Origin of the sequence: Limosilactobacillus fastidiosus, from assembly GCF_014145505.1 — a bacterium.
GTDB classification, from domain to species: domain Bacteria; phylum Bacillota; class Bacilli; order Lactobacillales; family Lactobacillaceae; genus Limosilactobacillus; species Limosilactobacillus fastidiosus.
On the sequence record NZ_JACIUZ010000019.1, the window covers coordinates 89,828 to 116,822 of the forward strand.

Here is a 26,995-nt window from a genome sequence, read left to right on the forward strand (position 1 = left end):
AAGCAAAAATTGCATTACCTTATCCTAAATGAATAAAGTAATGCAGTTTCCTCTATATCCTATTTCTTACTTTGATAACTCTAGTGTTGCTGTATGCGGTTGTCCATCACGATAGTACGTTACTTTAGCGGTGTCGCCAATTTTGTATTTGTACAGAGCAGTCTTTAATGAACTGGTATTTGTAATTTTATCATTACCAAACTTAGTAATAACATCATACTGTTCTAACCCTGCTTTTTGTGCTGTCGAACCACTCTCAACATCCATAATCACAACTCCCTTATCCACACTTGACGGAAGTTTCAAGACTGACTTTTGCTGATCAGTTGTTACTCGGCTTAAGTCAATCATACTAATTCCAAGTGATGGTCGCGAAACCTTTCCATTCTTGATCAATTGATTAATAATCTTAACCACTTCATTACTAGGGATTGCAAATCCCATCCCCTCAACAGAAGAACCATCACTACTGCCTGCTAGTTTCATTGAGTTAATCCCAATTACTTGTCCAGCCATATTAATCAACGGACCACCAGAGTTACCTGAGTTAATTGCAGCATCAGTCTGAATTACGGAAGTTAGCGTCCCATCCGTTCCACTCTTTAATGTCCGACTCTTTGCAGAAATAATCCCTTTCGTAACGGTATTGGCATATTCGCTTCCCATTGGTGAACCAATCGCCAAAACATCTTGACCAGCTGCAATTGAGTTTGAATTACCAAATTCAGCAACGGTTTTAACATTTGCTGAATTAATCTTTAATACTGCTAAGTCGGTAGCGGCATCAGAACCAACAAGACTGGCATTCACCTTCCGACCATTACTTAAAATTACCTGTAGTGCATTTGACCCCTTAACAACATGGTTATTAGTAACAATATAGGCGGAGTTACCACTCTTTTTGTAAATTACTCCAGAACCCTCACTTGCTGTCTGTAGTTTTCCGGAATTCTGGGAACTATCAGAATTAGAAGAGTCACCGCTAATCTGACCACCGAATAACCCCATAATCCCTTGATCAGAAGATTGAACTTCCTGCTTGTTAATAACACTGACAACGGCATCTTTAGTCAAATTATAGGCCTTTGTAGCTTGACTATTCAAATCTGCCTTATTCTTATTTACTTCAGTTCCACCAGACTTATTAGAGCCTGCTGGAACATTAGTACTTGTAGTTTGAACATGATTTTCAATTACGTTGCCGATCCCTAGAGACAGACCTCCACCAACCAATCCGGCCAGAAGCCCGACTCCAGCGACTTTCAACCAAAACTTATTTTTCATATTCCGTGGGTTTTGGTTTTGTTCCCTCATTTGGTAACTCCTCCAATCTTTTAATCATCATTTTAAATATATCGCTAATCTTTGAAATTTTCTTGAAGTTTTATTTGCTATTCAGTAATTCCTATTATAGGCTTAAAAGCTTACTTGGTTTATCTGGTTCGGCATCCTCAAGTTGAAAATCATGGTTAACGCCAAAATCATGTTTTTCCATCATCGTTGCAACGGTTAAATGGGCCAGTGAACGCATGTTATTGTGCTGACTCCTGTGACCCAAAAAAATCCGCTTGGTTCGCGAACCCAGAACATCCATTAAAGCATCTGCTCCCTCTTCATTAGAAAGGTGTCCAGTATCACTCAAGATCCGCTGCTTTAATGGCCAGGAATAAGGTCCCATCCTTAACATTTCCGTATCGTGGTTACATTCCATTAAGTAGGCATCCGCATTACGAATCGTACCCTCAACTCGATCAGAGACATAACCAGTATCCGTAATAATACAAAAAGTTTTGTTATTATGATGAACTTGGTAAAATTGTGGTTCCGCTGCGTCGTGCGATACAGCAAAGCTCTCAACATCAATATCTCCCAGATCTTTAACACTATTTGGGGCAATAATATGTTTTTGCTCTAGTGGAACTTTCCCAATCTTACTTGTCATTGCATCCCAAGTTTCCTTATTTGCGTAAATATCCATTCCATAACGGCGCGCAAGAACTCCAACACCATGACAGTGATCAGTATGCTCATGAGTCACAAAAATTGAATCGACGTCTACTAGTGAACGGTTAATCTTCGCCATCAGATTCTCAATTCGCTTCCCACTCAATCCAGCATCAATTAAGATTCGGTGATTATTCGTTTCCAAGTAGGTTACATTTCCCGCACTCCCACTTGCCAAAATACTGTAACGTAATGGATCTTGTTCTGTCACCACAAATTACTCCTTTACTTCCGATTTAGTGCTTCCGTATTAACGCTAGTTGTAATGTCCTTCATAATGGTACTATTGAATGCATTGATGGAAATTCGATCAACCGCACCTGAATTCTTCGTTTTTATTTCTGCAACCCAGGTTGGAATATAAACGTTTCGGTTATCAGTATTAGTACTTAATAAACGGGAATATCCTAGCTGAACCCACCGAATTCGTGAATTATTAGGAATTTGATTATGCTTATATAACCAAACGACAGCTCTCTTTTGGCTAATGGTAGATGATTCTGGCCGAAGAATCTTTACCCCTTCCAAAAACGTCTGGGTGTATCCAGTAACTTCATGATTCGAATTTACCCGAAAGCGAATTTGTCCATCCCCGTTCATTACCGGCCAGCCTTCAACTATTTGTGTATATACAATCACCCGCTTAGTTGAAAGGTAAGGATTATATCGATAATGCTTTCCCAATGCAACTTGGTGAGTATTATGAATTAATTCATTTAGTCGAACATTAGGTGTTTCAATATTTATATTAAGCGGCTCACTAAATTCACTCGTCAAAGTATTATTAGAGAAATGGGTCTCTTGACCATGTAGTCGAACAGCAGCATTATCTAGTTGTCCATCTTCTGCCGAACGGTAACCGGAAAGATAGTACCCATTTTGATGACCACTTTCTAATTTCCCATAACTAATTGAATCGTCTTTCATTTCCTTCAAAATAATAGATGAACGGCCAGTCTGGTTATTTGTTACGATAAAGCGATTTTCAACTAGTAATGAACTAGCAATAATTACATCAAATAACAGGAAAGCAAAGAAAAAGATCCATTGAATTCGTTTAAAGTTCACTTTTCAATGCCTCCTCACTTTTGTAACTCAGTGTAATCAACCCACTGTCCACGATAATCAACAAAGTAGGTTGGTATTAGCCTAACGGTAGTATTATTGTTTGTGTTTTCCTTCCAAAGATAACCAATCCGAATCCCCTTAACATCCTTAAGCCTGTTATTTGTCCGCAACTCGTTAAAAACCGTCGTGGTAGATGGGAGGCGAACTGGCTTCTGGTTAATTGGCAATGGAACTTGGATACTGTAAAGACTTAGCCAGGTTTTGTTCATACCATTAGTTTTCGAGGACATTCGAATATCGCCATAACCGGCAGAGTTAAAGATTGGGAATCCTTCAACATAACTCCGGTAATTAATAGTTCGTTGATGATCACTAATTTCATCATAGCGTAAGTTATCCATTGGAATTCCCATTTTCGCAATCCGACTAAAGAAATAACTTGCCAATTGACTTGATTTAGGAACGTCATCTCGACCTACATAATTTTCATAACGAACCGTTCCATTTTGGTGATTATAAATTACCCGTTTATTTTCACCATCACGGTAAACAGTCGTCTTACCCTTATATTCGGTGGAAATTGAAGACTGTTTATTTGTACTAATAAGATTTTGACTTAAAGTATCAATATTCTGAACAGTAACTTGATACCCAAAGACTGGTAACGTAAAACTCCTAGGATAAAGTAGCATTGTCTGTCCATGGATTATTTTATGATCAACTTCTACTTTGCTTGTTCCTTTAACCAGTGAATTTAAACTACTATTCTTTTTTGCCCGATTAACTCGTACTCGGTAAATTTTATATCCATGGTCAGCTAACAAGTAAATATTCCGCGGATTATTTAATGGGATTAAGATGTGATCAATTTGCTTAACACGACTCGTATCAATTGATTGCGAGAATGTTTCGTTAAAGATTGTTCCCGTAACGCTGTCAGAATAACTTATCATTAATGATTTTGGTTGATGAAGATAACCAAGATACACATCACTATTATCACTCTTTACCAGGCTTACTCGGCCAAGCTGACAACTACGTAATTGCCGCTGAACGGTAGCAATCAAATTCTTCTTTGAACTATATAGCAAAAACTGCTGCTGATCTGCATTGACATGAACTACCTGAGTTGGCAGATACAGGTCACCCATAGATTGAGTTGTATTGAGATTTCGAGAATTCGAACTATCCTTTGTTCGTTCATACTGAACAGGGTTGGACCAAATAGCAGCGGTTAAAAATAAACTAATAATAACTACAATAGTTAACGCAATAGCTAACCAATTAGTTTTGATCTTCTTGATCATCCCACTCGTCCCCCTCTTCATATGGTACGTATGGTAAGGAAATATAAAAAGTCGAACCCTTTCCTTCAACACTATCAACCCAAATTTGACCACCTAGCATATTAATAACTTCCTTGGAGATTGCAAGTCCAAGACCGGTTCCTCCTTGCTTCCTGCTGCGTGCTTTATCAACACGGAAGAAACGATCAAAAATATGACCTAAATCTTTACGCGGTATTCCTAGTCCCTGATCAGAAATACTCATAATGACGTGATTATGGGTTTCTAGTAATCGTGCAGTAATTACCCCACCATCAGGAGAATACTTGATCGCATTATTCATGATATTATCGATAACTTGAGTAAACTTATCCGTATCAATTTCAACCCATAAGTCTTTCTTCGTAAAGAACCGTTCAATTGTGTACTTCTTCTTTTTAGGGTCTTCTTCTTTTTTTATAATCATATCAAATCGATCAAGAATATAGTTAAAGAGCTCATTGATATTAACGTATTCTAGATTTAACTTTGTTGTCCCAGCATCCATCCGCGACAGGCTTAATAAGTCATTGATCATCCGGATCATTCGTTCAGTTTCATCCTGAACAACTTTCAAGAACTGCGGCGCAATTTCCCTATCTTGCCATGCACCATCGTTTAAGGCTTCCACATAACTCTTTACACTAGTTAATGGTGTCCTCAATTCATGGGAGACATTAGAAACGAATTCTTTCCGTTCCTGTTCCTCCTTTTGCTGACTAGTAACGTCATGAAGAACACAAACAAGTCCACTAACAAAGCCTGATTCTCGTTGAATTGGCGAAAAATATGCATTTAGGATTAAGTTACTTCCTGAATTTGACATATCGAGAATCATTTCTTTTTGTTCGCTATTAACAAGCTGACGAACTGTATAGTCATGACGAATATCAAGGACATCAATAATTGATTTACCGATTAACTCATCTTCATGTTCGACTCCTAGCAATTGGAGAGCCATATTATTTACGATTGTTACATTTCCTCGACGATCTGTCGCTAAAACACCATCCGACATATGTGAAAGAACGCTGTCTAGTCGTCGTCGTTCGGAATCACTCGACTCTTGTGCTTCTTCAACCCGAATAGACAAGTTATTAACGGCACCAGCAAGCTGACCTAGTTCATCATTCCCCATTACCCGAACTTGTCCAGAAAAATCACCACGAGCAATCCTAAGTGTTTGCTTACGCATTTCTTCAATTGGTCGAGTTATTTCTTGGGAAATAATAATTGCCAGAAGCAACCCAATCACAATTGTAATCAAAGCAGCCGAAAGGTAGATTAACGTAATGCTATTAATATTAGAATAGACACTCTCTAAACTTGCACGAAGATAGACAACACCAACTACGTTATTATTACTATTATCCACTAATGGAATAATGTTAACGTAATACCGAGTATGGTTACCGTTATCGTAAACATTTTCTGCATGTGAACGATTATTAACTAAGGTTGTTTTTACCATCTGGTCAGTTGTCTTTTGTCCGATCATATTCCGGTTATCAAAATTACTGGTTCCCCGCACAACACCTTGACTATCAATTACCCGAATCTCTGAAATATTATTATTGTTAACCTCAGCTAGAATTTGTTTAATCTTCCGGTTAGCCTTTTTATGATTAGAACTTACTAACTGTTCACTCAATGAATTATCAACATAGGAAGGTAATTCAATTGTCTGTTTAAATGTATTTAGGTTTTGATGCTCTAATTGACGCACAAAAACCGCCCCAACGCATTCCAGTGTTAATATGAGCATTAACACGAAAACGAGAGCGATTTTAAAACGAATCGATTGGTAAAATTTTAATTTACTGTTCACAACTGACTAGCCTCTAATTTTGATCAGGATTTGCTAAGTAGTAACCCACACCACGGCGAGTAATTAACCACTGGGGATGACTTGGATTATCTTCAATCTTTTCCCGTAATCGTCGAACAGTAACGTCAACAGTTCGAACATCACCGAAATAATCATAACCCCAGACCGTTTGCAATAAGTGTTCACGATTAATTACTTGTCCAATATGTTCAGCTAAGTAATGAAGAAGTTCAAATTCCCGATGAGTTAAATTAATATTCTCACCGCGCTTAGAAACTGTATATGCTTCTGGATGAATTATTAAATCGCCAACTTGAATGTCTGTATTATCCTCTTCCGCAGGCGCTTTAACCGCTGCTTGACGACGAAGATTAGCCTTTACCCGTGCCACTAATTCTCTATTAGAAAAAGGCTTCGTAACATAGTCGTCTGCACCAAGTTCTAATCCAAGAACCTTATCCAATTCAGAATCCTTAGCAGTAACCATAATAATTGGTGTGGTATGTTTTGCTCGTACTCGTTTAGCCACTTCAAGGCCATCGATTTTAGGGAGCATTAAATCCAAAATAATTAAATCAGGATTTTCACTTTCAATTTTTTCTAAGGCTTCTTCACCATCAAAAGCAACAACAACCTCATAGCCTTCTTTTTCAAGATTAAATTTGATGATATCAGAAATTGGCTTTTCATCATCAACAACTAAAACTTTCTTTGCCATATCAATACTTACCTCCACATAGGTATAATTGATTCTTTAACCATTGGTTACGATTCAAATTAATACGATATCAAAGACGGAAATTAGCTATAAAATCGCCTTTTTATTCTTTCAACATTATACCACATCAGTAATAGAGCAATTTAATTTCAAATCTTTATTGACAATGTAAATAAATAATGATATCTTTATACATGTTCTGATTGAACAGGTTTTTATGGGCAGTTAGCTCAGCTGGCAGAGCAACGGACTCTTAATCCGTGGGTCCAGGGTTCGATCCCCTGACTGCCCATCAGAGGTTTACAAGATCACCATTTTGGTGGTCTTTTTTTGTTCTTCTTATTAAAAAACTGGGAATAATCTCTTCCCAGTCACTCATTTATGCCCCTTCCAGTTCATTATCTTCCCATACTTTTCGAATCATTGGATACTTAAGATCCCCAATCTGGCTAACTTGATATTTTGCTTTTTTAAGTTCTTCAGCATCTCCAACACCAATTGAAATCACACCGGTTTCATTCATTAATTTTATTTCATTAGTCTGGGAGCCTATTCCAACACAAGCAGCTGGTTGAACGTCTAATTCTTGACTCGCTTCTAAATAGGGATTTTCTTCATCCAAAGGTGAAACAAAGGCATCCACAAAATCATCTATTTTTAGTTTCTGTAAGATCTCCTTTGCATGCTCGTCAATATCATTAATAGCAATATTTACGTAATGGTCATAAAAGTTATTTAGTAATTGTTTAGCCCGTGGATAGAGCCTATCCTCACCAATTCCTGCTATTACTTTACTGTACATCTCGTATTGCTCATTTAATAGTTCAACCTTATTATCTATATTTGTCACATTAAAATGCTTTAAAATAAGGTCTAATGCTTGGTGTCGCTGTACTCCTGCCAATTGATTTGCCATTTTTCCTGGTAATCCCATCCCAAATTCGTACATTGCTAAATCACACCAAGCCTGAAATTGAAGACCATCAGTATCTAAAATAATATGGTTTAAACTGAGAATTGCACCTTTCATTACTGTCATTCCTTTACTCTAATTCTTTATCCTTACTTTACAGATTCTAGTAATGATATTCAATTACTTATTCACCACTTTTAACCAACTAATTTTATTTTATTTAAAAAAGAGCTTGCAAAATCAATTAAAGATTGATAATATAATACCTGTTGTCAATGATATGGGCAGTTAGCTCAGCTGGCAGAGCAACGGACTCTTAATCCGTGGGTCCAGGGTTCGATCCCCTGACTGCCCATTGTTTATAAAGTCACCTTTTCAGGTGACTTTTTTTATTTTTAAAAATTAAAAATGCAAGAAGTTAGGTCATAATTTTCTCTTCTTGCATTAGCAAAGCTGCTAATTATAGGCTAACCTCACCAACAATATTATGCTTAAAGAAGTCCGCAACTTGGTGGACGTTCATTTTCTGTCCTAAAGCCCACATAAGTTTAGTAATTGTGCTTTCTGATGTCATATCATGAGCACTAATCGCGCCTTTTAGCAAGGCTTCACGACCAACCTCATACTTAGTTAAATCACTCCGTTCGTATAGGCATTGACTTGTCGCAATCACTGGAATGCCATTTTTTATCAGTTCACCAATTGCGCCAACCATATTTCGACGAATGTAGTTCATCCCACCAAGTCCATATCCCTCAATTACAATCCCTTTACAGCCCATTTCAACCATTGCGAAAAGCAACTTCGGATCAAATCCCGGAAACAGCTTAACTAAAGACACATGGGGATCGATTTCTGTATTTAAGGTACACTGATTAGCATGGGGGAAATTAAGCTGTTGCGATTCAAATACTAGACCATCTGAAGTGACTGTCGCTACAGGTGGAACATTAACGCTTTCAAATGCATCAAAGTTTGTTGTCCGCACCTTAACGCTCCGACAACCTAACATAACCTTTTCACTAAATGCCAAATAGATTCCCGGATGACAAGTGGCAGCGGCGGCAAACGCTAGACGTAAATTATCGGGCGCGTCACTAAGGACCACATTAATTGGTACCTGACTTCCTGTAAGAACCACGGGTAAATCAATTCCTTGGAGCATAAAAGACAGCATCGAAGCTGTATACGCCATTGTATCAGTCCCATGTGAAACAACAATCCCGTCATAATTCTTTCGCAAATCATAGATCTGTTTAGCGATAAACTTCCACTCTTCTGGTTGAATATTTGATGAATCCAACTGGAGAATATCACGAACTTCTATTTCGTACGGAAGCTGACCAAGCATTTTAATTAATCCCTCTCCTGACTCCCGAGGTATTAATCCTGAATCTGAAGCAACTGAGGCGATTGTTCCACCAGTTGAAAGTAGTAATAATTTCTTCATTTGCGATTACTCCCATAATTGTTAATCATGATTATACAACAAATAGAATATCCTTAAAACAAATGAGGAATACAGCAGAAATCAATTATGATTTCTGCACGCATTCCCCATCTACGTATTTCCCAGGTAATAATTTAATAATGAATCGTTCGTGATTGGTTAGTCTTAACTATAATAAAGACTACTACCAACGTAACAAAGACAGATACCGCACAGACAACAAACAAAATTCGGTAACTAGAAAGCTCAATCAAAATCCCACCGAATAATGGTCCAATTGCTTTCCCAAGTGATGAAAAGGCATTAAGGATCCCCTGGTACTTTCCCTTAATATTAACCGGTGACAGTTCATTAACAATTGCTGGCATGGTTGGAAAGGCAGTTGCTTCCCCGATCGTTAACACAGTCATCGCCAAAACAAACCAAATATAAGACTTGGCAAATAGGAGCAAAACAAAGGAAAAACCAACAGTAAAAATCCCAAGGAACACTTGTAGGTAAAGATTCGAGTGATAGCGGTTGAACCAGGTAATCATTAACTGAATAATAACAATTAATACTCCATTAAGTGTCCACAGCAGACTGTACTTGGTCATTGAAATTCCCTGATCAGTCATGAAAACTGAGAGGTTACTTGCCCATTGTTCATACATCGTCCAAATGATCATCAATGCTGCAAAGAATGTCCAACTAATTAATAAGTTATTAATTGGCATCTTAACCCTTTGTCTATCATCAGGCGTTCCAACATCAACTTCACGATTACTATTTCCAGTATTCTTTTCGTCCTTAAAGAAGAAGAAAACAACTGTGCTAAAAAGAACGTAAAGGATCGTGGTAATCGAAAACATTGGCGAAATATTACCATGCGCATATTGATAAAGGGGACCAACAATCGTTGTTCCAATCACCATTCCAAGATTATTCGCAAAATATAACATGTTAAATACATACCGACCATCATGTCCAGATTGTGTTCCATAAGAGTTAACCATGGTAATAATCCACCCGTTCATAAATCCAACTCCGGTTAGTAAAATCCCATAAATTGGCCAACCATTAAACGCAATCAACAAGGTCATAATTACGGTAGCCGTAATCGTTCCGCCAAGCATCAATTGTCGTGGATTCTTCTTATCAAAGAGTGTCCCGGCAATATAGCTCCCTACAACATTAGCACCAGAATACAGCAACAGGACAATCCCCGAAACAGTTAATGATTCGTGAAGTTGCTGGTGCATATAGATAGTGGTTAACGGCCATACAAAACTGTTACCGATACTTCCTAAAAACATCCCTAACAGCAGCCACTTTAATTCAATTCCCTGACGGTTCATCTTACGCCTCCTCTTTTTGTCATCTGTTTACTAAGCCTATCTCTTCAACTATAACCTTTTTCAGTTAAATAGTTTATAGACACACAAAAGGGCCACTACGATTCCTCTTAGTTGCCCTTGTTATTCGATTAATTATTATCTTCTGGAATATAGGAAACGGAAGCAAATTTATTATAAGACTTAGCAAATAATAACTTAACCGTTCCCCGCGGACCACTACGGTTCTTTTCGATAATGACTTCAACTTCACTTACATTTGAACCATCATCATTATTTTGCTGACCACCATTTTGATTATCCTCACCTTCACCGTCTTCTTCGTGATCATAGTAATCATCACGATACAAGAAACTAACAATATCAGCATCTTGCTCAATTGAACCAGATTCACGAATATCAGAAAGAACTGGTCGTTTATCTTGTCGCTGTTCAACACCACGAGAAAGCTGTGATAAAGCAATAACCGGTACTTCTAACTCTTTTGCCAGCTTTTTTAATTGACGAGAAATTTCGGAAACTTCTTGCTGTCGGTTATCAGGATTGGTCCCTTCAATTAATTGAAGGTAGTCAATTACAATTAATCCAAGATTACCCTTTTCTTTTGCTAAACGACGACACCGTGCACGAATTTCTGCAACCTTAATTCCGGCCGTATCATCAATATAAATATTAGCCTTAGAAAGAGAACCAGTAGCAATAAAAAGACTATTCCACTCATCCTGAGTTAATTGTCCAGTTCGTAAGTGGTTAGCATTAATATTTCCTTCAGCACAAATCATCCGGTTAACGAGAGATTCCGCCCCCATTTCTAGACTAAAGATTGCCACTGCAGTGTCTGAGCTTGTTGCAACGTTTTGCGCGATATTTAACGCAAAAGCCGTTTTCCCGACAGCAGGACGCGCAGCAATAATTACTAATTCATCCTTATGCAACCCTGTCGTCATCTCATCCAATTGCTGATAACCGGTAGATAATCCTGTAACTTCACTTTCATTTTTGGATAAATCATTAACGTGCTTTAACGACTCTTCAAGAACATCCTTAATGTTCTGAAAGCCATTTTGAGTATTATCTTGTGAAACTTGCATAATCTGCTGCTCAGCATTATCTAGCAAGGCAGAAATACTATCATTGTCAGCATAACTATTGTTAATAATCTTCGTTGCGGTATTAATTAACCGTCGCCGTGTCGCCTTATCATGGACAATCTTTGCATAGTAAGCAACATTAGCTGCTGTTGGGACCGCTGTTGCAAGTTCCGCAATGTAGGCAACCCCGCCAATGTTTTCAGTTTGATTGTCCTTGTCCAACGCACTTCGCATCGTTACCACATCAATTGGCTGATCCTCTTCATTAAGATCGACCATCTTCTGAAAGATTACTTGATGGGCCTTCCGATAAAAATCGCGTGGTTCCAAATATTCCATTGCATCAGCCAGGGCATCCTTACTTAAAAAGACAGCTCCAAGAACTGCCTTTTCCGCATCGATGTCACGTGGCTCTTCTTGCACTGGTGCATTATCCATGACAATACGCTCCTTTAATTAGTGAGCCTTCTTTTCAGCAATGTGAATCCGAATTTCAGCCGTAACTTGTGGGTGCAATTTAATTGGCACATTAACATAACCTAACGCCTTGATCGGTGCTGCAAGTTCAATCTTTCGCTTATCAATCCTAACGTTAAACTGCTTTTGAAGTGCAGTTGCAATTTGCTTAGTTGAAACCGAACCAAACATTCGGCCATCAGTTCCGGCTTTTCCGGTTAATTCAACAACAGTCTTATCATTTTCCAAAACCTTTTTTAGTTCTTTAGCTTCAGATAACTCTTCAGCAGCGTGCTTCTTTTCAGCACGCTGTTGACCAGCTAATTGACTCATAGCGGCATTAGTTGCTTGTTTAGCTAAGCCCCGTTTAATTAGGTAGTTCTGTGCATAACCATCGGGAACTTCTTTTACTTGTCCACGCTTTCCACGTCCGCGAACATCTTGAACAAAAATAACTTTCATCCTAGTCACTCCTCCGTTATTTCTTCACTACTATCATCCTCTGTTTTGTTCAATTGATCAATTAATATTTTCTTAACTTCAGAAATCGTCTTTCCCTTAATTTGGGTTGCAGCATTGGCAAGATGGCCACCACCACCCATTTTTTCCATAATTAATTGAACATTGACATCCCCCATCGATCGTGCCGAGATGCATACCATCCCATCAGCTCGCTTTGTAATGACAAATGAGGCTTCTATTCCGTTAACCTGTAAAAGCATATCAGCTGCTTGTGCTGCCGTAACTGGATCATAAGTCTGATCATCCTCTCCAGCACAGATCGCAATTGAATTATTTAAAGCTGCCCGCGAGATCAGGTGATTTCGTTTCATGAAGCTATCAGCATTTTCCTTCATAAACATTTGAATCATCATCCCGTCAGCACCTGCAGACCGCAAATAACTCGCTGCGTCAAATGTCCGTGTTCCGGCACTCTTGGTAAAGGACTTAGTATCAATCTGGATTCCCGTCAACATGGCAGTTGCTTCCAGTTTATTCAAGCCCTTCTCTTCTCGTGGCTGGTATTCAAACATTTCCGTAATCAGCTCACATGTCGAAGAAGCATATGGCTCAATATAAACTAATAAGGGATTTTCAGGGAATTCTTCACCACGACGGTGATGATCAATAATCACAAGTCGGTTCTGCAAGCGCTCATAAAGCTCCGGTGCAATTGTAATCCCTTTCTTTGCATGATCAACCATTACTAAGAGACTATTTGGTGTCACCTTCTCAAGTGCTTCTTCAGGCGTAATAACGTGCTCCTTGATTTCCTGGTAATTATCCATCTGTTTTAACAAACGCTGAATATCTGAATGAGTCTGCTCCTCATCAACGACAATCCAACATTCACGGTTATTCATTGCCGCAATCCGGCGAATGCCTAAACAAGCCCCCAACGAGTCCATATCAGGATTCTCGTGTCCCATTACAAAAAGTTGATCTGCTTGCGCCATCAATTCTTGCAGGGCCTGACTAATCATTCGTGCCCGAACACGGGTCCGCTTCTCCATTGGGTTAGTTTTCCCGCCATAGAATCGTGTTTCTGAATCATGACCACGCACAACAACTTGATCACCACCCCGTCCTAATGCAAGGTCGAGGTTATTTTGGGCAGTATTCGCTAGTTTTATTAGATCATTTTCACCATAGGCAATCCCAACACTTAATGTTACTGGCGAGTTTTGCTTCGACGTATTTTCCCGAATAATATCAAGAATCTTAAACTTCTTTTCTTCTAGTCGTTTCAACGAAATTTGGTGACCGATAATTAAATAGTTGTCATCATCAATCACTTTCATCAGTAAGTGGTTTTCTATAGCCCATTTACTAATTTCTGACGTTACGTAATTATGAAGGTTAGAAACATCTGAATCACTCATCCCCTGGGTCAATTCAACATAATTATCCAAATAAATATTTCCCAAGAAAATTTGTTGCTGTTTATAACGCCTACTGATTTTCTCATAATTTGTCACGTCCATCATATAAATAACGTGATTATCCTTTTGAACAAGAAATTCAAATTGGTGATCCTCCCAGGTGACGATCTCTGGGGTTTTCCTATTCCGATGTTCACTTTCTAACTTAGCGAGTTCGCTATCGACATCCTTGAGTTTTTTTCCAACGACGATTTTAAGATCAAAGTATTTTGCCATATAAGGATTAATCCACTGAATTTCGCCCTGCTTATTCATTAAGATCATTCCTAGTGGCATTTCTAACAACGCTTCTTGTTGCCCCTGCTCGATCTGGTAAGTAAGATCTGCTAAGTATTCATGAGCATCTACCACAATTGTCCGTAGACGACTTATACTAAGTCGACTTCCCAGGAGTGTAACAAGCAAAATCATAACTCCTAGAAGCCAATTAATATAAAAACCTAATCCTAAACTAAGAATCGTCAAAATTAAAATGTAAATAAAATTCCATCGAACTGCTGGCTGTTTAAACAGCTCCCGCCAGTATTCACGACTTAAAAAATCTTTCATACTGGTCCTCCCGATTTTAACACTTTCGTTAAGTTATAAATTTTCAAATAAATCAGTATCTATCATATCACATTGACCTATTTGACTACATCTTGATACCTGGCAAACAGAAAATAATTTAAAACAAGTGGGAAATAACCCTTTATTAACTTCAATAGTCATGGTTATTTCCCGCACTTAGTTTTTAAGATGGTAAGAGGCTGGGAAAAAGTTTTACTTCTTCCCAGCCTCTTAATAGTATTGGATTAGTCTTCAGCAACGAATGGCAAAAGACCCATAATCCGTGCTCGCTTGATAGCGATAGTTAACTTACGTTGGTTCTTGGCGCTAGTTCCAGTAACCCGACGTGGTAAAATCTTACCTCGTTCAGAAATAAACCGACGTAATAAATCAGTGTCTTTGTAATCGATGTAGTCAATGTGATTTGCGGCGATAAAGTCGACTTTACGACGACGACGGCCGCCACGACGTTGTTGTGCCATGAAATTACCCTCCTATCTGGTTAAAGAATTTTTTTAGAATGGTAATTCGTCATCAGATAAGTCAATGGACTGGCCATCATCCCCACTACTTGGGAATTGGTTATCTGGTTGACTTGGTTGATTATTGTTACCACCAAAGCCATTGTTTGACGAATTAGCTTGAGGAGCATTATTTCCAGGTTGTGGCTGATTATTATTATACTGTGTTTGACCACCAAATGGTTGCTGGTTACCGTATTGTTGTTGGTTGCCACCATTTTGTCGTGGTTCAAGTAACGCAAAATTATCGACAACAACTTCAGTTACGTAAACTCGGTTTCCTTGTTGATTTTCGTAATTTCGGGTTTGAATCCGACCTTCGATTCCAACTAGTGAACCTTTATGAGTAAAGTTACTAAAGTTTTCAGCAGATTTACGCCAAATGACGCAATTGATAAAGTCAGCATCCCGATCACCGTTTTGGTTTCGGAATTGACGATCAACAGCTAATGTAAAGGATACAACCGCTGTTCCACTGGTTGTGTACCGCAACTCAGGATCTCTTGTTAAGCGTCCAGTAAGTACTGCACGGTTAATCATTAGATCTCGTCTCCTCTCTATTAATTGAAGATCAAATTAAGCTTCACGCTTGATGATCATGTGACGTAGGATATCATCGCTGAACTTAGCTAAACGATCGAATTCGTTTAAGGCTTCGTCAGTGTCGGTAGTAAGATTTACCACGTGGTAAGTACCTTCAGTGTACTTGTCAATTGGGTAAGCAAACCGGCGTGTTGACCAATCCTTGGAATCAGCGATAGTTGCACCATTGCCTTCGAGAATCTTGTCAAAACGAGCTACAAGGTCACTCTTTGCAGATTCTTCCATGTCAGGACGAATGATGTAAGTAATTTCATATTTACGTGTTTCCATGAATGTTACACCTCCTTATGGACTCTGGCTCTTCCCGTAAAGATTAAGAAGAACAAGGAGAGTAGACGTCTGTTACGTATACTCACAAGAATAAAATATACCACAGACATTGCTTTAAAACAAGGAACAGGTAACAAGAAAATCCTGAATTTACGGTCTAATAAATAAAGACGGAATAAACCAGGATTTCTATTTTATTTATTCATTTTTTTCTTCGGTGGTTACTTCCACACCACTTGATTTCTCTGCAGTTGAATTTTCAGGAAATGAAGAATCAGCTTCGTCATCTTCATCGTTTTCCTTTTCAACCTTAGCAATTGTAGCGACATGGGTTCCCTTATCCATTTTGATCAGGTGAACACCTAGTGCAGAACGGCCAGTTTGTGAAACAGATTCAACACCAAAACGAATGATAACACCATGATCCGTAACGAGCATGATATCTTCATCGCCTTTAACAGTCGTCAAACCTACCAATGATCCGTTCTTTTCTGTTATGTTAACGGTCTTAACACCTAAGCCACCACGCCCCTTAATTGGGTATTCACTGGCCGGTGTTTGCTTACCATAACCTAACTCACTAATAACCAAGACGTTACTATCGTCATCAAGCGGGGCAGTCCCAATAACGTAATCTTCATCCCGGAGACGAATTCCTCGAACCCCAGCTGCAGAACGACCCATTGACCGAACAACAGAAGAATTAAAACTAAGTGCATATCCACGATGAGTACCAATAATCATATTTTGCTGATCCTTAACAATATCAACATGAATTAGTTCATCATTATCGTGAAGGTTAATCGCCTTCAATCCATTACTCCGGATATTTTTAAATTCAGTAACTGCTGTTCGCTTTACAGTCCCATACTTAGTAGTGAAGAAGAGGAACTTATCGTCATCGTTGGTTTTGTGGGAAACGTTAATCACTGCACTAATTTTTTCTTCGTTATCGATTCCCAGTAAGTTAATGATCGGAATTCCCTGTGCGGAACGACCATATTCTGGAATTTCGTACCCCTTCATCGAGTAAACTTTTCCAGAATTAGTAAAGAAGAGGAGCAGATCGTGAGTATCACTGGAAATCAATTGTTCAATGAAATCATCCTTATGGACTCCCATCCCCTTAACACCACGACCACCACGGTGTTGAGACTTAAATTCATCAACTGGCAATCGCTTGATATAGCCGTTATGAGTCAAGGTAACAATAATTGATTCTTCCTCAATTAAATCTTCATCTTCAATGTTAGTAATATCACCAACTTGAAGTTCAGTTCGCCGCTTATCACCAAACTTCTTTTGGATTTCCAATAATTCATCATAAATGATTTGATTAATCCGTTCTTGGTGAGCAAGAATATCCTTATAATCTGCGATGGCGGCCATCAACTTCTTATATTCGGCTTCAATCTTTTCGCGTTCCAAACCAGTTAACCGTACTAATCGCATATCAAGGATCGCTTGAGCTTGACGATCAGATAACCCATAATTCCCCATTAACTGGTTTTTAGCGACTTCACTCGTTTGTGAATTACGAATGATGTTAATAATTTCGTCAATGTGATCCAAAGCAATCCGCAACCCGGCAACGATATGAGCTCGGTTTTCGGCTTTCTTCAAATCAAATTCTGTCCGCCGACGAACAACATCTTCTTGGTGTTCCAAGTAGTACTGAAGGATTTCCTTCAAACTAAGAATCTTTGGAGCACCCTTTACAATCGCCAACATATTAAAGTTAAATGTGGTCTGCATCAAAGTCATCTTGTAAAGGTTGTTCAAGATGACTTCAGCACTAGCATCACGCCGAACGTCAATCACAATCCGCATCCCTTCACGGTCAGTTTCGTCATTAACGTCGGTAATCCCTTCGATTTCCTTATTCCGTGCTAAATCTGCAATTCGTTCAATTAACTTAGCCTTGTTAACCATGTACGGAATTTCATGGACAACAATTTGTTGCCGACCATTCTTTCGCTCTTCAATATCAACTTTAGCCCGGACAATAATAGTACCTCGGCCAGTCCCATAGGCTTTGCGAATACCAGATTTTCCCATAACAACTCCACCGGTTGGGAAATCTGGACCTGGGAGAACCTTCATCAAGTCTTCTGTCGTTGCATCAGGATTGTCCATTAGTACATGAATTGCACTAATGACTTCTCCTAAGTTATGGGTTGGAATATTAGTAGCCATCCCAACAGCAATCCCTGAAGCACCGTTAACCAATAAGTTGGGGAAACGAGCTGGTAAAACAGTTGGTTCCTTTTCAGTTCCATCGTAATTATCTTGGAAATCAACAGTATTCTTGTTGATATCTCGTAACATTTCAACGGCAATCTTACTCATCTTAGCTTCGGTATACCGCATGGCAGCAGCACTATCACCATCAATTGAACCAAAGTTACCGTGACCATCAACCAGCATGTACCGGTAACTAAAGTCCTGTGCCATTCGTACTAAACCTTCGTAAATTGAAGAATCACCGTGAGGGTGGAACTTCCCCATAACATCCCCAACAATCCGGGCTGACTTCTTGTATGGCTTGTCCGGGGTGACACCTAATTCGTTCATTCCATATAGGATTCGTCGCTGTACCGGTTTTAATCCGTCCCGCACATCAGGCAATGCCCGAGAGACGATAACACTCATGGCGTAGTCCAAAAATGAATTTTTCATCTGGCTAGTTAGGTTAACGTCAGTAATCCGATTGTTTGATAGATCGTTCTCAGCCACTATTGTTGTTCCTCCTTTTATCTTTGAATGTGAGCCAGAGCTACTTTTCGTTTAACTATATACTTCAAGCCGTTCACTCTACAAATCAAGATTTTCTACAAATTTAGCATTTTTCTCGATAAATTCTCGGCGTGGAGTAACCTTATTTCCCATAAGCATTGGGAAAATCTCTTCTGCCGCCTTAGCATCATCAAGGTTAACCCGTAGCAAATGCCGCTTTTCAGGATCCATTGTTGTTTCCCAAAGTTGTTCGGCATCCATTTCACCCAGCCCCTTGTACCGTTGAATAACAGGCTTAGGACTTGGTTGCAGGGAGTTAACGACCCTGTCGAGTTCTTCATCTGATTCAATATATTTTACAAATTTCCCTTGCCGAACCTGATATAGAGGTGGCTGGGCAATGTAAACATAACCATGAGTAATCATTGGCTTCATGAAACGATAGAAGAGGGTCAATAATAGTGTCCGAATGTGAGCCCCATCAACATCCGCATCAGTCATAATGATTAATTTATGGTAATTAGCCTTAGTAATGTCAAAGTCCTCACCAAAGCCAGTTCCTAATGCGGTAAATAATGAACGGATTTCATCGTTTGCTAGGATCCGGTCAAGGGTAGCCTTTTCAACGTTTAAAATCTTTCCCCGAATTGGCAGAATTGCTTGTGTCAGCCGTGAACGTCCCTGCTTTGCAGATCCACCAGCTGAGTCACCTTCGACAATGAATAGTTCAGAAATATTGGGATCTTTACTGGTATTATCAGCCAACTTCCCTGGTAAATTACTAATTTCCAGGCCACTCTTCTTCCGCGTAACTTCACGTGCTCGCTTAGCAGCTACCCGCGCCTTAGAAGCCAATTGTCCTTTTTCGATAATCTGTCGTGCTTCATCAGGATGTTCAAGTAAGAACCTGTTAAAGGTTGCCGCAAATACGTGATCAGTTGCAGTCCGTGCATCAGAATTTCCAAGTTTAGTCTTCGTCTGCCCTTCAAATTGTGGATCAGGGTGCTTAATTGAAACAACGGCGGTCAAACCTTCACGCACGTCATCCCCAGAAAGGGTCTCATTACTCTTCAAAGCCCCTGACTTATGCCCATAGTCATTTATTACCCGGGTTAGAGCCATCTTAAATCCAGTTTCGTGAGTCCCACCTTCATAGGTATGAATGTTATTTGTAAAAGTTAATAGATCGCTTCTGTAAGAATCCGTGTATTGAAGAGAAACTTCTACCGTAATCTCGTTTTCTTTTCCTTCAACGTAGATTGGTGGTTCAAACAGGGTTGTCTTCCCCTCATTCAAAAAGTCAACATAGTGACGAAGTCCACCCTCATAATGAAATTCTTGCTTTTCTGGATTCTCGTCCCGCTTATCCTCAATCGAGATCTTTAGTCCTTTATTCAGAAATGCCAATTCACGAAGACGGTTAGTCAACGTTTTAATGTTATACGTAGTTGTTTCGCGGAAAATTTCCGGATCTGGCTTAAAGTGAACTGTTGTCCCATGAACATCTTCTGGAACATTATCGTCAATCACCTTCATTGAGGTCTTAACATGGCCGTGATCAAAGTCCATGTAGTAACGTTTACCTTGACGGGCAACTTTAACATCAAGTTCTGTTGAAAGGGCATTTACAACAGATGCACCAACACCGTGTAACCCACCAGAAACTTTATATCCACCGCCACCAAACTTACCACCGGCATGGAGAACCGTAAAGACAGTTTCAAGGGCTGGCTTACCAGTTTCTTTTTGTGTATCAACCGGAATTCCCCGGCCGTTGTCAGTAACTGAAATACTATTATCCGGTTCAACAACCACATTAATTTCATCACAGAATCCAGCTAAAGCTTCATCAATTCCGTTATCAACAATTTCCCAAACTAGATGGTGTAGTCCTTGAGCCGAAGTCGAACCAATATACATTCCCGGCCGCTTACGTACCGCATCAAGCCCTTTAAGGACCTGAATTTGACTGGCATCATACTCGCTCGCTAACTCAGCTTTTCTTTCTTTTTGCTCGTCGCTCACTGTGTTTCCCCCTTGCTCAAAGTACCATGTTCAATTTCAAAGATTTTCGGTTGATGAATTAACTGTCGAGCAACATCATTAAGACTTGTTGTCGTCAGAAAAGTTTGAACCTTATCCTGAAAGGCAGTTAATAAGTGTGTCTGACGAATTGTATCTAATTCAGATAAGACATCATCCAGGAGCAGTAACGGATATTCCCCAGTCTGTTCTTTCATCAGATCAATTTCTGCTAATTTAACAGACAATGCCGTTGTTCGCTGCTGCCCCTGCGAGCCAAATGACTGAACATTCTTCCCGTTGACCATAAAATGGATATCATCACGTTGTGGTCCATACATTGTCGTCCCCTTATCAATCTCCCACTCTATATGGGACTGATAAAGGCCAAGCAATTCCCGGTAAGCCTGTTCAACAGTCGTTTTTTCGTTTAATTTTAATTGAGTAGCGTAATATAACTTTAATTCTTCAGCATTTAGTGAAATCTTTTTATGAAGCTGTGAGGCCCATTTTTCCAAATGCTTCAGAAATTGGTAACGGGCAATAACTACTTCAGCACCATAAGCAGCCAGTTGATCTGAAAGCACCCCCAGCAATACCTTGTCATGCTGTTGACCATATTTCAATTGCTTTAAATACTTATTTCTCTGACGTAATAAGTTTCGATATTGACCAGCATTATAGAGATACTTACTACTCATCTGGCTAAATTCCATATCCATAAAATGGCGCCGCAGTGCTGGTGCCCCCTTAACGAGGGATAAGTCCTCCGGCGCAAATAGAATGGCATTTAGTTGGCCAACATATGTTGATAAGCGGGCCTGTTCAAGATGATTGACCTTTGCCCGCTTTCCCTTAGAAGTAAATTCCAGTTCTAACGGTACTCGACCACTTGTTTTTTGAACAATCCCACTAATTGCTGCAGATTTATGCTTCCAGTTAATTAGTTCCCGGTTGTTATTAGTCCGGTGACTTCTCGTTAGTGACAAGGCATAAATTGCTTCTAACATGTTCGTTTTTCCTTGGGCATTATGACCGATTAGGACGTTAACTCCCGGTGCAAAATGAACTGTTAAATCCTCATAATTACGAAAATTACGTAAGTGCAATTCTGAAAGAATCATGTAATTTCCTACTTACTCTTAATCATAATTGGCTCATGTTCAGGAATGATAACAACATCTTCTGGATACAATTTCCGACCACGTCGATCCTCAAGTTCATCATTAATCCGGACATCATGTTCCTTTAAAAACCACTTGGCCGCACCACCAGTCGGGATAATTCCTTCTTCCTTAAGTAATTGTCCCAAGGTAATAAAAGGCCGATCAATTTTTATAGTCTTGGTTTCCACACTTAATCACCTACTTTTCACAAATACTATTATACCACATTTCAAGAGATAAAACGCATTGATAGCCTTTTTTGGGCTTTTTAGAGGTGATTAGCCTTTTTTGTCAAAATCAAGTAAAAAACGCTTAACTTGCTTAAAAAGCGATTTCAGCAAATTTTTAAAAATAAAAAAGACTATGACAAACAGCTATCATAGTCATCTTATATTTCATTAAAAAGTACGAACTGGTGTAATCAAGTGGACAAAGTTTTCTGTATCTTCCGTTGGTACCAACGTAAATGGGCGAAGCGGCGATGTAAACGAAACTCTAACAGTTGATTGACCAAATGATCGTAATGCATCCTTCATGTAGTTTGGATTAAAGGAAATTTCCAAATCGTTTCCTTCAACCGAAGAAGTAGTCACATCTTCTTCTACCATCCCAATATCTGGTGAATCTCCACTAATTCGAACCAGGTTTTCGCCAGGTTTGATTGTTAGTTTAACAACGTCATTACGGCTTTCATGTGAAAGTAATGAGGCACGATCAATTGATGATAAGAATGCCCCCGCATCCAACTCAATTGTTGTATCAGCACTATCAGGAATTAATTGACTCGTTTCTGGATAATTTCCTTCTAACAATCTGGAATAAAAATGGGTGTTCCCGAAAACAAATAGTACTTGATTATCAGTGACCTGCATCTTTACGTCATCTTTAACATCACTAATCATTCCTGAAAGTTCATCTAGGCTTTTTCCTGGAATAATCACATCATAATTAACATCACCAATTCCTTCTAAGTTCACTTTCCGTTGTGCCAGCCTGTGACTATCAGTGGCAACTGCGGTTAGTAATCCATTATGTAACGTTACGTGGATTCCAGCGAGAATTGGTCGACTTTCCTGTTTTGAAACAGCGATAACTGTTTGTCGGATAACTTCTTTAAGAATGTCATTAGCAAGGATAACTGGATTATCTGCTTCAACTTCTGGTAAGTGAGGAAAGTTTTCTGCATTTTGTCCATTAATTTGGAATTTGGCATTTCCAGAAGTAATATCAGCTTGGAATCCACTAGTAACTTCAATAGTTACATTCTTATCTGGTAATTTTTTAACAATTTCACTAAAGAACCGAGCTGGTAATACGATTGATCCAGGTTCGCTAATTGTTAATTCATAGTTTTCATCATTAGCTGACATTATGCTTTCAATAGTAATATCAGAATTACTACCAGTTAGCGTGATACTGTCATTGGCAACTACCATTTTTAATCCAGTTAAAATTGGAATAGTAGTTTTAGATGAAATAGCACGAAGAACATTATTTAATTGACTGATAAATGCTGAACGGTTGATGGTAAATTTCATTCTGAAAGCCCCTTTTAGTATATATACTTATATTAATAATTTAAAATAGTCGAAGTAGTAGGTACTGTTAATACTGTGGATAACTTAGATCAATAAAGATAAGTCAACTTATTCACTTGTGGATAAGTTGTGGATAAGTTTGCGAATAACTTTTTACTTTTCCACAACTATGCTTTTAATTTGGTCTTTAATGTATTTAGTTGATTTTGTAAATTACTATCCGTTTGTAGCTCTTCTTCGATTTTATCAATTGCATGAAGAACTGTAGTGTGGTCTTTCCCGCCAAATTCCTTACCGATTTTTGGCAAAGAAAAATCCGTTAATTCGCGGGAAAGGTACATTGCAATTTGACGCGGAACAACGATTTGTTTAACCCGTTTTTTTCCAATAATGTCACTTTGAGTAATATTGTAGAAATCAGCAACGTTTTTCTGAATTTCTGCAATAGTAATTGTGGCTTTAGTATTACTTTGTAGACCACGAAGCGCTTGAGATGCAAGGTGTGGAGTAATTGGTTCTTTACTTAGGTTAGAGAACGCTTGAACTTTCGTTAATGCTCCTTCAAGTTCCCGAATATTAGTATCAATTTGACCAGCAATGTAGTTTAAAGTATCGTTCCCAATATTAATATGATCTTCTTCAACTTTACTTCGTAAAATAGCAATTCGGGTTTCTAGATCAGGTGGCGTAATTTCAACCGTTAACCCCCATCTGAATCGTGAAACAAGACGATCTTGAAGTTCAGGAATTTCGTTTGGAATTCGGTCTGAAGTCATAACGATTTGTTTTTTATTATCGTGAAGAGCGTTAAAAGTATTAAAGAATTCTAGTTGGGTACCTTCCTTATTAGCAAGAAATTGAATATCGTCAATTAACAATAGGTCAAGGTTGCGGTATTCTTCCCGAAACTTTTCTGTAGAATTACTCTGAATAGAATGGATAAAGTCATTTGTAAATTCTTCACTAGTTACATATTTGACCTTTGCAGCAGGAGTAAGTTGTAGCATGTGGTTACCAATTGCTTCCATTAGGTGGGTTTTTCCTAAACCAACACCACCATAAATGAAAAGTGGGTTATAAAGTCCACCTGGACTTTCAGCAACGGCAAATGCTGCAGCATGAGCCATCTTATTTCCTTCACCAACGACGAATGTTTTGAAATTATAATGTGGATTAAGTGGTGTATCCATTTCGAAGTTAGATGTGTCAGCTGGTTGATCATTTTGATAAGGATCGAATTCTCCCTCAAGGACAAAATGCGGCTCAATGTTTTGATTAGTAGCTGCTTGGGCGTATTTTTTCAGTTCATCCTTTAAATTTTTTTCCCAGAAATCGCGATGTACTTTTGTTGGTACTTCTACTTCTAACTGGTTTTGAGAAAGAGAGAGTGGTTTTGCCGGAGCAATTAGTGTGTCAAAGGTGACTTGACTTTTACTTTGACGAAATGAATTTTGGATCGCTTCCCATAGAGAATCGAGCTCAGTCAAAATAGTTCCCCTCCTAAATTTATTAAATTACAAACGACATTTTATCATTATGAAAAAAAGTTTTCCACAGGTAAATAATCATAAGTGGATAATTCAAGAAAAAATACACAACACTGTGTGTAAATAAAAAACAGAATGGAGGAAAATGGGGATAAATAAAAAAAAAAAGAGATTTCCACTATGATTGTGGATAACTAAACATTGACATAGTAGCTTTTATATGAGTTATGAACAGTTTTTAACAGGGCTGTGGATAACTTTACTAACAAGTTGTGAATTGTTGAAAAACCTGGTGAAATCACGGTTGATAACTTATCCACAGATACGGAGAATACACAACACTGTGGATTGTTTTTATCACTCTGTGGATAAATAATAAATTCTAAAAAAATTTCACGTTTAATAATTTGAAAAAGTATGGTATACTTCCAGAGTATGTTTGAAGAGATCGTCTTTTTAGACTATAAAAACCAAACCATTCAGAATGAATAGGAGGTGCAATCGTATGAAGCGCACGTTTCAACCAAAGAAGCGTCACCGTGCACGTGTCCATGGCTTCCGTAAGCGTATGAGCACCAGTAACGGCCGTAAGGTATTAGCACGTCGGCGTCAAAAGGGCAGAAAAGTATTATCTGCATAATTACGGCCACTTTTAGAGTGGCTTTTTTTATTGTTAGGGCAGGGCAGTCAGCTTGACGAGCTATCGTTTCGTTGAAGTTGCGATGTCCGGCCCTTTTTTATATTATTAAGGCTGGAGATTTACATTATCATGAGAAAATCATACCGAGTAAAAAAGGAAAATGAGTTTCAAAGAGTCTTTGAAACTCATAATTCCGTCGCCAACCATAAATTTGTCATTTACCAGATGGCAAAACCGGGTCAAAAGCATTTTCGAGTTGGTATTTCCGTGGGAAAGAAGGTTGGAAATGCTGTTCACCGAAACTGGGTTAAACGCCGTATTCGGCAAACTCTCCTTGAAGTAAAGCCTTACCTACGGCAAGACGTGGATTTCTTAGTAATTGCTCGTCCAGCTGCGGATGGCCTGGAAATGGCGGAAACAAAAAAGAATCTTGTGCATGTTCTTAAACGGGCACACTTACTAGAAGAAAAAAGTGAGGATCGTTAATCAATGAAAAAGACAAAGAGGGTCCTAAGTCTTGCTGCGATAGGGAGTCTAACGTTCTTCCTTGCAGCCTGTTCAAATAAGCCAGTTACGAGTCATAGTACTGGTCTATGGGATCACTACATAGTTTATAATTTCTCGCGGTTCATCATTTGGCTATCAAACAATTGCGGTGGCTATGGTATGGGGATTATTATCTTCACGATTATTATCCGTGTCCTCTTGTTGCCATTGATGTTCTACCAGACAAAGTCAATGTTAAAGACTCAGGAGTTAGCTCCTAAGTTAAAGGCAATTCAAAAGAAATACTCATCAAGGGATCGCCAGTCCATGTTGAAGATGCAGGAAGAAACCAGCAAACTTTACAAGGAAGCAGGAGTTAATCCTTGGACTTCGATGTTGCCATTGATTATTCAGTTACCAATTATGTGGGCGCTTTACCAAGCTATTTGGCGGACTCCACAATTACGGCACGGGACATTCTTATGGCTTCAATTAGGCCATTCTGATCCTTACTACATTTTGCCGGTTCTGGCAGCCCTTTTTACTTTCTTGAGTTCATGGCTCTCAATGGCTTCAATGCCTGAACGAAATGCGATGACTTCTGCAATGACGTGGTTTATGCCGATCATGGTATTCTTTATGGCGTTAGGTTTTTCCTCAGCAATTACCTTGTATTGGGTTGTTTCTAATGCATTCCAGGTAGTTCAGACGCTCTTATTACAAAATCCATTTAAGATTCGTCGTGAACGGGAAGCAAAGGAAAAACAAGCAAAAGCAAGAAAGCGGAAACTTGAAAAAGCTAAACGGCGAGCATATAGTAGCCGGAGAAAATAATTTAAAAAATAAA

The 26,995-nt window shown here is 38.8% G+C and carries 24 protein-coding genes and 2 tRNA genes; 5 read left to right on the plus strand and 21 right to left on the minus strand.

Going from position 1 to position 26,995, the window contains the following annotated elements:
* Nucleotides 1-66 precede the first annotated feature (66 nt).
* From H5R64_RS01495 to yycF, 6 genes are all read right to left on the minus strand, one after another.
* Nucleotides 67-1,314, minus strand: coding sequence for a S1C family serine protease (locus H5R64_RS01495; protein WP_182580482.1), 1,248 nt, complete (start codon nt 1,312-1,314; stop codon nt 67-69).
* A 94-nt stretch (nt 1,315-1,408) separates the two neighbouring features.
* Nucleotides 1,409-2,215 (minus strand): MBL fold metallo-hydrolase, encoded by an 807-nt coding sequence (locus tag H5R64_RS01500; protein ID WP_182580481.1) that lies wholly within the window; start codon nt 2,213-2,215, stop codon nt 1,409-1,411.
* 14 nt (nt 2,216-2,229) lie between these two features.
* The gene (locus tag H5R64_RS01505) at nt 2,230-3,072 is read right to left on the minus strand and encodes a two-component system regulatory protein YycI (protein ID WP_182580480.1); all 843 of its coding nucleotides are present in this window, start codon (nt 3,070-3,072) and stop codon (nt 2,230-2,232) included.
* Between the two features lie 14 nt (nt 3,073-3,086).
* A complete protein-coding gene (locus H5R64_RS01510; protein WP_182580479.1) occupies nt 3,087-4,379 on the minus strand; it encodes a YycH family regulatory protein in 1,293 nt (430 codons plus the stop codon).
* A complete protein-coding gene (walK, locus tag H5R64_RS01515) occupies nt 4,357-6,225 on the minus strand; it encodes a cell wall metabolism sensor histidine kinase WalK (RefSeq protein ID WP_182580478.1) in 1,869 nt (622 codons plus the stop codon). Before walK ends, H5R64_RS01510 begins: the two co-directional genes overlap by 23 nt.
* A gap of 13 nt (nt 6,226-6,238) precedes the next feature.
* Nucleotides 6,239-6,943, minus strand: coding sequence for a response regulator YycF (yycF, locus tag H5R64_RS01520; protein WP_182580477.1), 705 nt, complete (start codon nt 6,941-6,943; stop codon nt 6,239-6,241).
* Between the two features lie 219 nt (nt 6,944-7,162).
* Between yycF and H5R64_RS01525 the strand changes: the two genes are divergently transcribed.
* Nucleotides 7,163-7,235 (plus strand) — tRNA-Lys (locus tag H5R64_RS01525).
* An 87-nt stretch (nt 7,236-7,322) separates the two neighbouring features.
* Here H5R64_RS01525 and H5R64_RS01530 read toward each other — a convergent pair.
* Nucleotides 7,323-7,982: an HAD hydrolase-like protein gene (locus H5R64_RS01530; protein ID WP_182582605.1), complete on the minus strand. Its 660-nt coding sequence runs from the start codon at nt 7,980-7,982 to the stop codon at nt 7,323-7,325.
* Between the two features lie 156 nt (nt 7,983-8,138).
* On the opposite strand from H5R64_RS01530, the gene H5R64_RS01535 reads away from it, so the two are divergent.
* Nucleotides 8,139-8,211: transfer RNA gene (locus H5R64_RS01535), tRNA-Lys, on the plus strand.
* Between the two features lie 105 nt (nt 8,212-8,316).
* Here H5R64_RS01535 and H5R64_RS01540 read toward each other — a convergent pair.
* The 14 genes from H5R64_RS01540 to dnaA all read right to left on the minus strand — a co-directional run bounded on the left by H5R64_RS01540 (nt 8,317) and on the right by dnaA (nt 25,022).
* Nucleotides 8,317-9,306, minus strand: a complete 990-nt coding sequence (locus tag H5R64_RS01540) for an asparaginase (RefSeq protein WP_182580475.1) — start codon at nt 9,304-9,306, stop codon at nt 8,317-8,319.
* Between the two features lie 134 nt (nt 9,307-9,440).
* Nucleotides 9,441-10,643, minus strand: a complete 1,203-nt coding sequence (locus H5R64_RS01545; RefSeq protein ID WP_182582607.1) for an MDR family MFS transporter — start codon at nt 10,641-10,643, stop codon at nt 9,441-9,443.
* A 128-nt stretch (nt 10,644-10,771) separates the two neighbouring features.
* Complete coding sequence (dnaB, locus tag H5R64_RS01550) at nt 10,772-12,169, minus strand: replicative DNA helicase (protein WP_182580473.1); 1,398 nt, start codon at nt 12,167-12,169, stop codon at nt 10,772-10,774.
* An 18-nt stretch (nt 12,170-12,187) separates the two neighbouring features.
* On the minus strand, nt 12,188-12,649 hold the full coding sequence (rplI, locus tag H5R64_RS01555) for a 50S ribosomal protein L9 (RefSeq protein ID WP_182580472.1): 462 nt from the start codon (nt 12,647-12,649) through the stop codon (nt 12,188-12,190).
* A gap of 5 nt (nt 12,650-12,654) precedes the next feature.
* The gene (locus H5R64_RS01560; protein WP_182580471.1) at nt 12,655-14,679 is read right to left on the minus strand and encodes a DHH family phosphoesterase; all 2,025 of its coding nucleotides are present in this window, start codon (nt 14,677-14,679) and stop codon (nt 12,655-12,657) included.
* A 245-nt stretch (nt 14,680-14,924) separates the two neighbouring features.
* Complete coding sequence (gene rpsR / locus H5R64_RS01565; protein ID WP_003716302.1) at nt 14,925-15,161, minus strand: 30S ribosomal protein S18; 237 nt, start codon at nt 15,159-15,161, stop codon at nt 14,925-14,927.
* 33 nt (nt 15,162-15,194) lie between these two features.
* Nucleotides 15,195-15,740, minus strand: coding sequence for a single-stranded DNA-binding protein (gene ssb / locus H5R64_RS01570; RefSeq protein WP_182580470.1), 546 nt, complete (start codon nt 15,738-15,740; stop codon nt 15,195-15,197).
* Between the two features lie 36 nt (nt 15,741-15,776).
* Nucleotides 15,777-16,073, minus strand: coding sequence for a 30S ribosomal protein S6 (gene rpsF, locus H5R64_RS01575; protein ID WP_182582609.1), 297 nt, complete (start codon nt 16,071-16,073; stop codon nt 15,777-15,779).
* Nucleotides 16,074-16,271: 198 nt separating this feature from the next.
* Nucleotides 16,272-18,809: a DNA gyrase subunit A gene (gene gyrA, locus H5R64_RS01580; protein ID WP_182580468.1), complete on the minus strand. Its 2,538-nt coding sequence runs from the start codon at nt 18,807-18,809 to the stop codon at nt 16,272-16,274.
* A 78-nt stretch (nt 18,810-18,887) separates the two neighbouring features.
* A complete protein-coding gene (gene gyrB / locus H5R64_RS01585; RefSeq protein WP_182580467.1) occupies nt 18,888-20,834 on the minus strand; it encodes a DNA topoisomerase (ATP-hydrolyzing) subunit B in 1,947 nt (648 codons plus the stop codon).
* Nucleotides 20,831-21,955, minus strand: coding sequence for a DNA replication/repair protein RecF (recF, locus tag H5R64_RS01590; RefSeq protein WP_182580466.1), 1,125 nt, complete (start codon nt 21,953-21,955; stop codon nt 20,831-20,833). The genes gyrB and recF overlap by 4 nt, the downstream gene beginning before the upstream one ends.
* Before the next feature lie 8 nt (nt 21,956-21,963).
* Nucleotides 21,964-22,185 carry a S4 domain-containing protein YaaA gene (yaaA, locus tag H5R64_RS01595; RefSeq protein WP_182580465.1) on the minus strand — a complete coding sequence of 74 codons (222 nt, stop codon included), beginning with the start codon at nt 22,183-22,185 and terminating at the stop codon, nt 21,964-21,966.
* A gap of 210 nt (nt 22,186-22,395) precedes the next feature.
* Nucleotides 22,396-23,535 carry a DNA polymerase III subunit beta gene (dnaN, locus tag H5R64_RS01600; protein ID WP_182580464.1) on the minus strand — a complete coding sequence of 380 codons (1,140 nt, stop codon included), beginning with the start codon at nt 23,533-23,535 and terminating at the stop codon, nt 22,396-22,398.
* 167 nt (nt 23,536-23,702) lie between these two features.
* The gene (gene dnaA / locus H5R64_RS01605; protein WP_182580463.1) at nt 23,703-25,022 is read right to left on the minus strand and encodes a chromosomal replication initiator protein DnaA; all 1,320 of its coding nucleotides are present in this window, start codon (nt 25,020-25,022) and stop codon (nt 23,703-23,705) included.
* Nucleotides 25,023-25,527: 505 nt separating this feature from the next.
* On the opposite strand from dnaA, the gene rpmH reads away from it, so the two are divergent.
* The 3 genes from rpmH (at nt 25,528) to yidC (ending at nt 26,982) form a co-directional block, all read left to right on the plus strand.
* Nucleotides 25,528-25,662: a 50S ribosomal protein L34 gene (gene rpmH, locus H5R64_RS01610; RefSeq protein WP_003665227.1), complete on the plus strand. Its 135-nt coding sequence runs from the start codon at nt 25,528-25,530 to the stop codon at nt 25,660-25,662.
* A gap of 129 nt (nt 25,663-25,791) precedes the next feature.
* Nucleotides 25,792-26,148, plus strand: a complete 357-nt coding sequence (gene rnpA, locus H5R64_RS01615) for a ribonuclease P protein component (RefSeq protein ID WP_182580462.1) — start codon at nt 25,792-25,794, stop codon at nt 26,146-26,148.
* Nucleotides 26,149-26,151: 3 nt separating this feature from the next.
* Nucleotides 26,152-26,982, plus strand: a complete 831-nt coding sequence (yidC, locus tag H5R64_RS01620; RefSeq protein ID WP_182582611.1) for a membrane protein insertase YidC — start codon at nt 26,152-26,154, stop codon at nt 26,980-26,982.
* Nucleotides 26,983-26,995: the final 13 nt, after the last annotated feature.

Excerpts from the sequence above, each read along its gene's own strand:
- H5R64_RS01495 (WP_182580482.1), bottom strand. The coding sequence starts at position 1,314 with ATGAGGGAACAAAACCAAAACCCACGGAATATGAAAAATAAGTTTTGG.
- H5R64_RS01510 (WP_182580479.1), bottom strand. The coding sequence starts at position 4,379 with ATGATCAAGAAGATCAAAACTAATTGGTTAGCTATTGCGTTAACTATT.
- yycF (WP_182580477.1), bottom strand. The coding sequence starts at position 6,943 with ATGGCAAAGAAAGTTTTAGTTGTTGATGATGAAAAGCCAATTTCTGAT.
- H5R64_RS01530 (WP_182582605.1), bottom strand. The coding sequence starts at position 7,982 with ATGACAGTAATGAAAGGTGCAATTCTCAGTTTAAACCATATTATTTTA.
- H5R64_RS01540 (WP_182580475.1), bottom strand. The coding sequence starts at position 9,306 with ATGAAGAAATTATTACTACTTTCAACTGGTGGAACAATCGCCTCAGTT.
- H5R64_RS01545 (WP_182582607.1), bottom strand. The coding sequence starts at position 10,643 with ATGAACCGTCAGGGAATTGAATTAAAGTGGCTGCTGTTAGGGATGTTT.
- dnaB (WP_182580473.1), bottom strand. The coding sequence starts at position 12,169 with ATGGATAATGCACCAGTGCAAGAAGAGCCACGTGACATCGATGCGGAA.
- rplI (WP_182580472.1), bottom strand. The coding sequence starts at position 12,649 with ATGAAAGTTATTTTTGTTCAAGATGTTCGCGGACGTGGAAAGCGTGGA.
- H5R64_RS01560 (WP_182580471.1), bottom strand. The coding sequence starts at position 14,679 with ATGAAAGATTTTTTAAGTCGTGAATACTGGCGGGAGCTGTTTAAACAG.
- rpsR (WP_003716302.1), bottom strand. The coding sequence starts at position 15,161 with ATGGCACAACAACGTCGTGGCGGCCGTCGTCGTCGTAAAGTCGACTTT.
- ssb (WP_182580470.1), bottom strand. The coding sequence starts at position 15,740 with ATGATTAACCGTGCAGTACTTACTGGACGCTTAACAAGAGATCCTGAG.
- rpsF (WP_182582609.1), bottom strand. The coding sequence starts at position 16,073 with ATGGAAACACGTAAATATGAAATTACTTACATCATTCGTCCTGACATG.
- recF (WP_182580466.1), bottom strand. The coding sequence starts at position 21,955 with ATGATTCTTTCAGAATTGCACTTACGTAATTTTCGTAATTATGAGGAT.
- dnaN (WP_182580464.1), bottom strand. The coding sequence starts at position 23,535 with ATGAAATTTACCATCAACCGTTCAGCATTTATCAGTCAATTAAATAAT.
- rpmH (WP_003665227.1), top strand. The coding sequence starts at position 25,528 with ATGAAGCGCACGTTTCAACCAAAGAAGCGTCACCGTGCACGTGTCCAT.
- rnpA (WP_182580462.1), top strand. The coding sequence starts at position 25,792 with ATGAGAAAATCATACCGAGTAAAAAAGGAAAATGAGTTTCAAAGAGTC.
- yidC (WP_182582611.1), top strand. The coding sequence starts at position 26,152 with ATGAAAAAGACAAAGAGGGTCCTAAGTCTTGCTGCGATAGGGAGTCTA.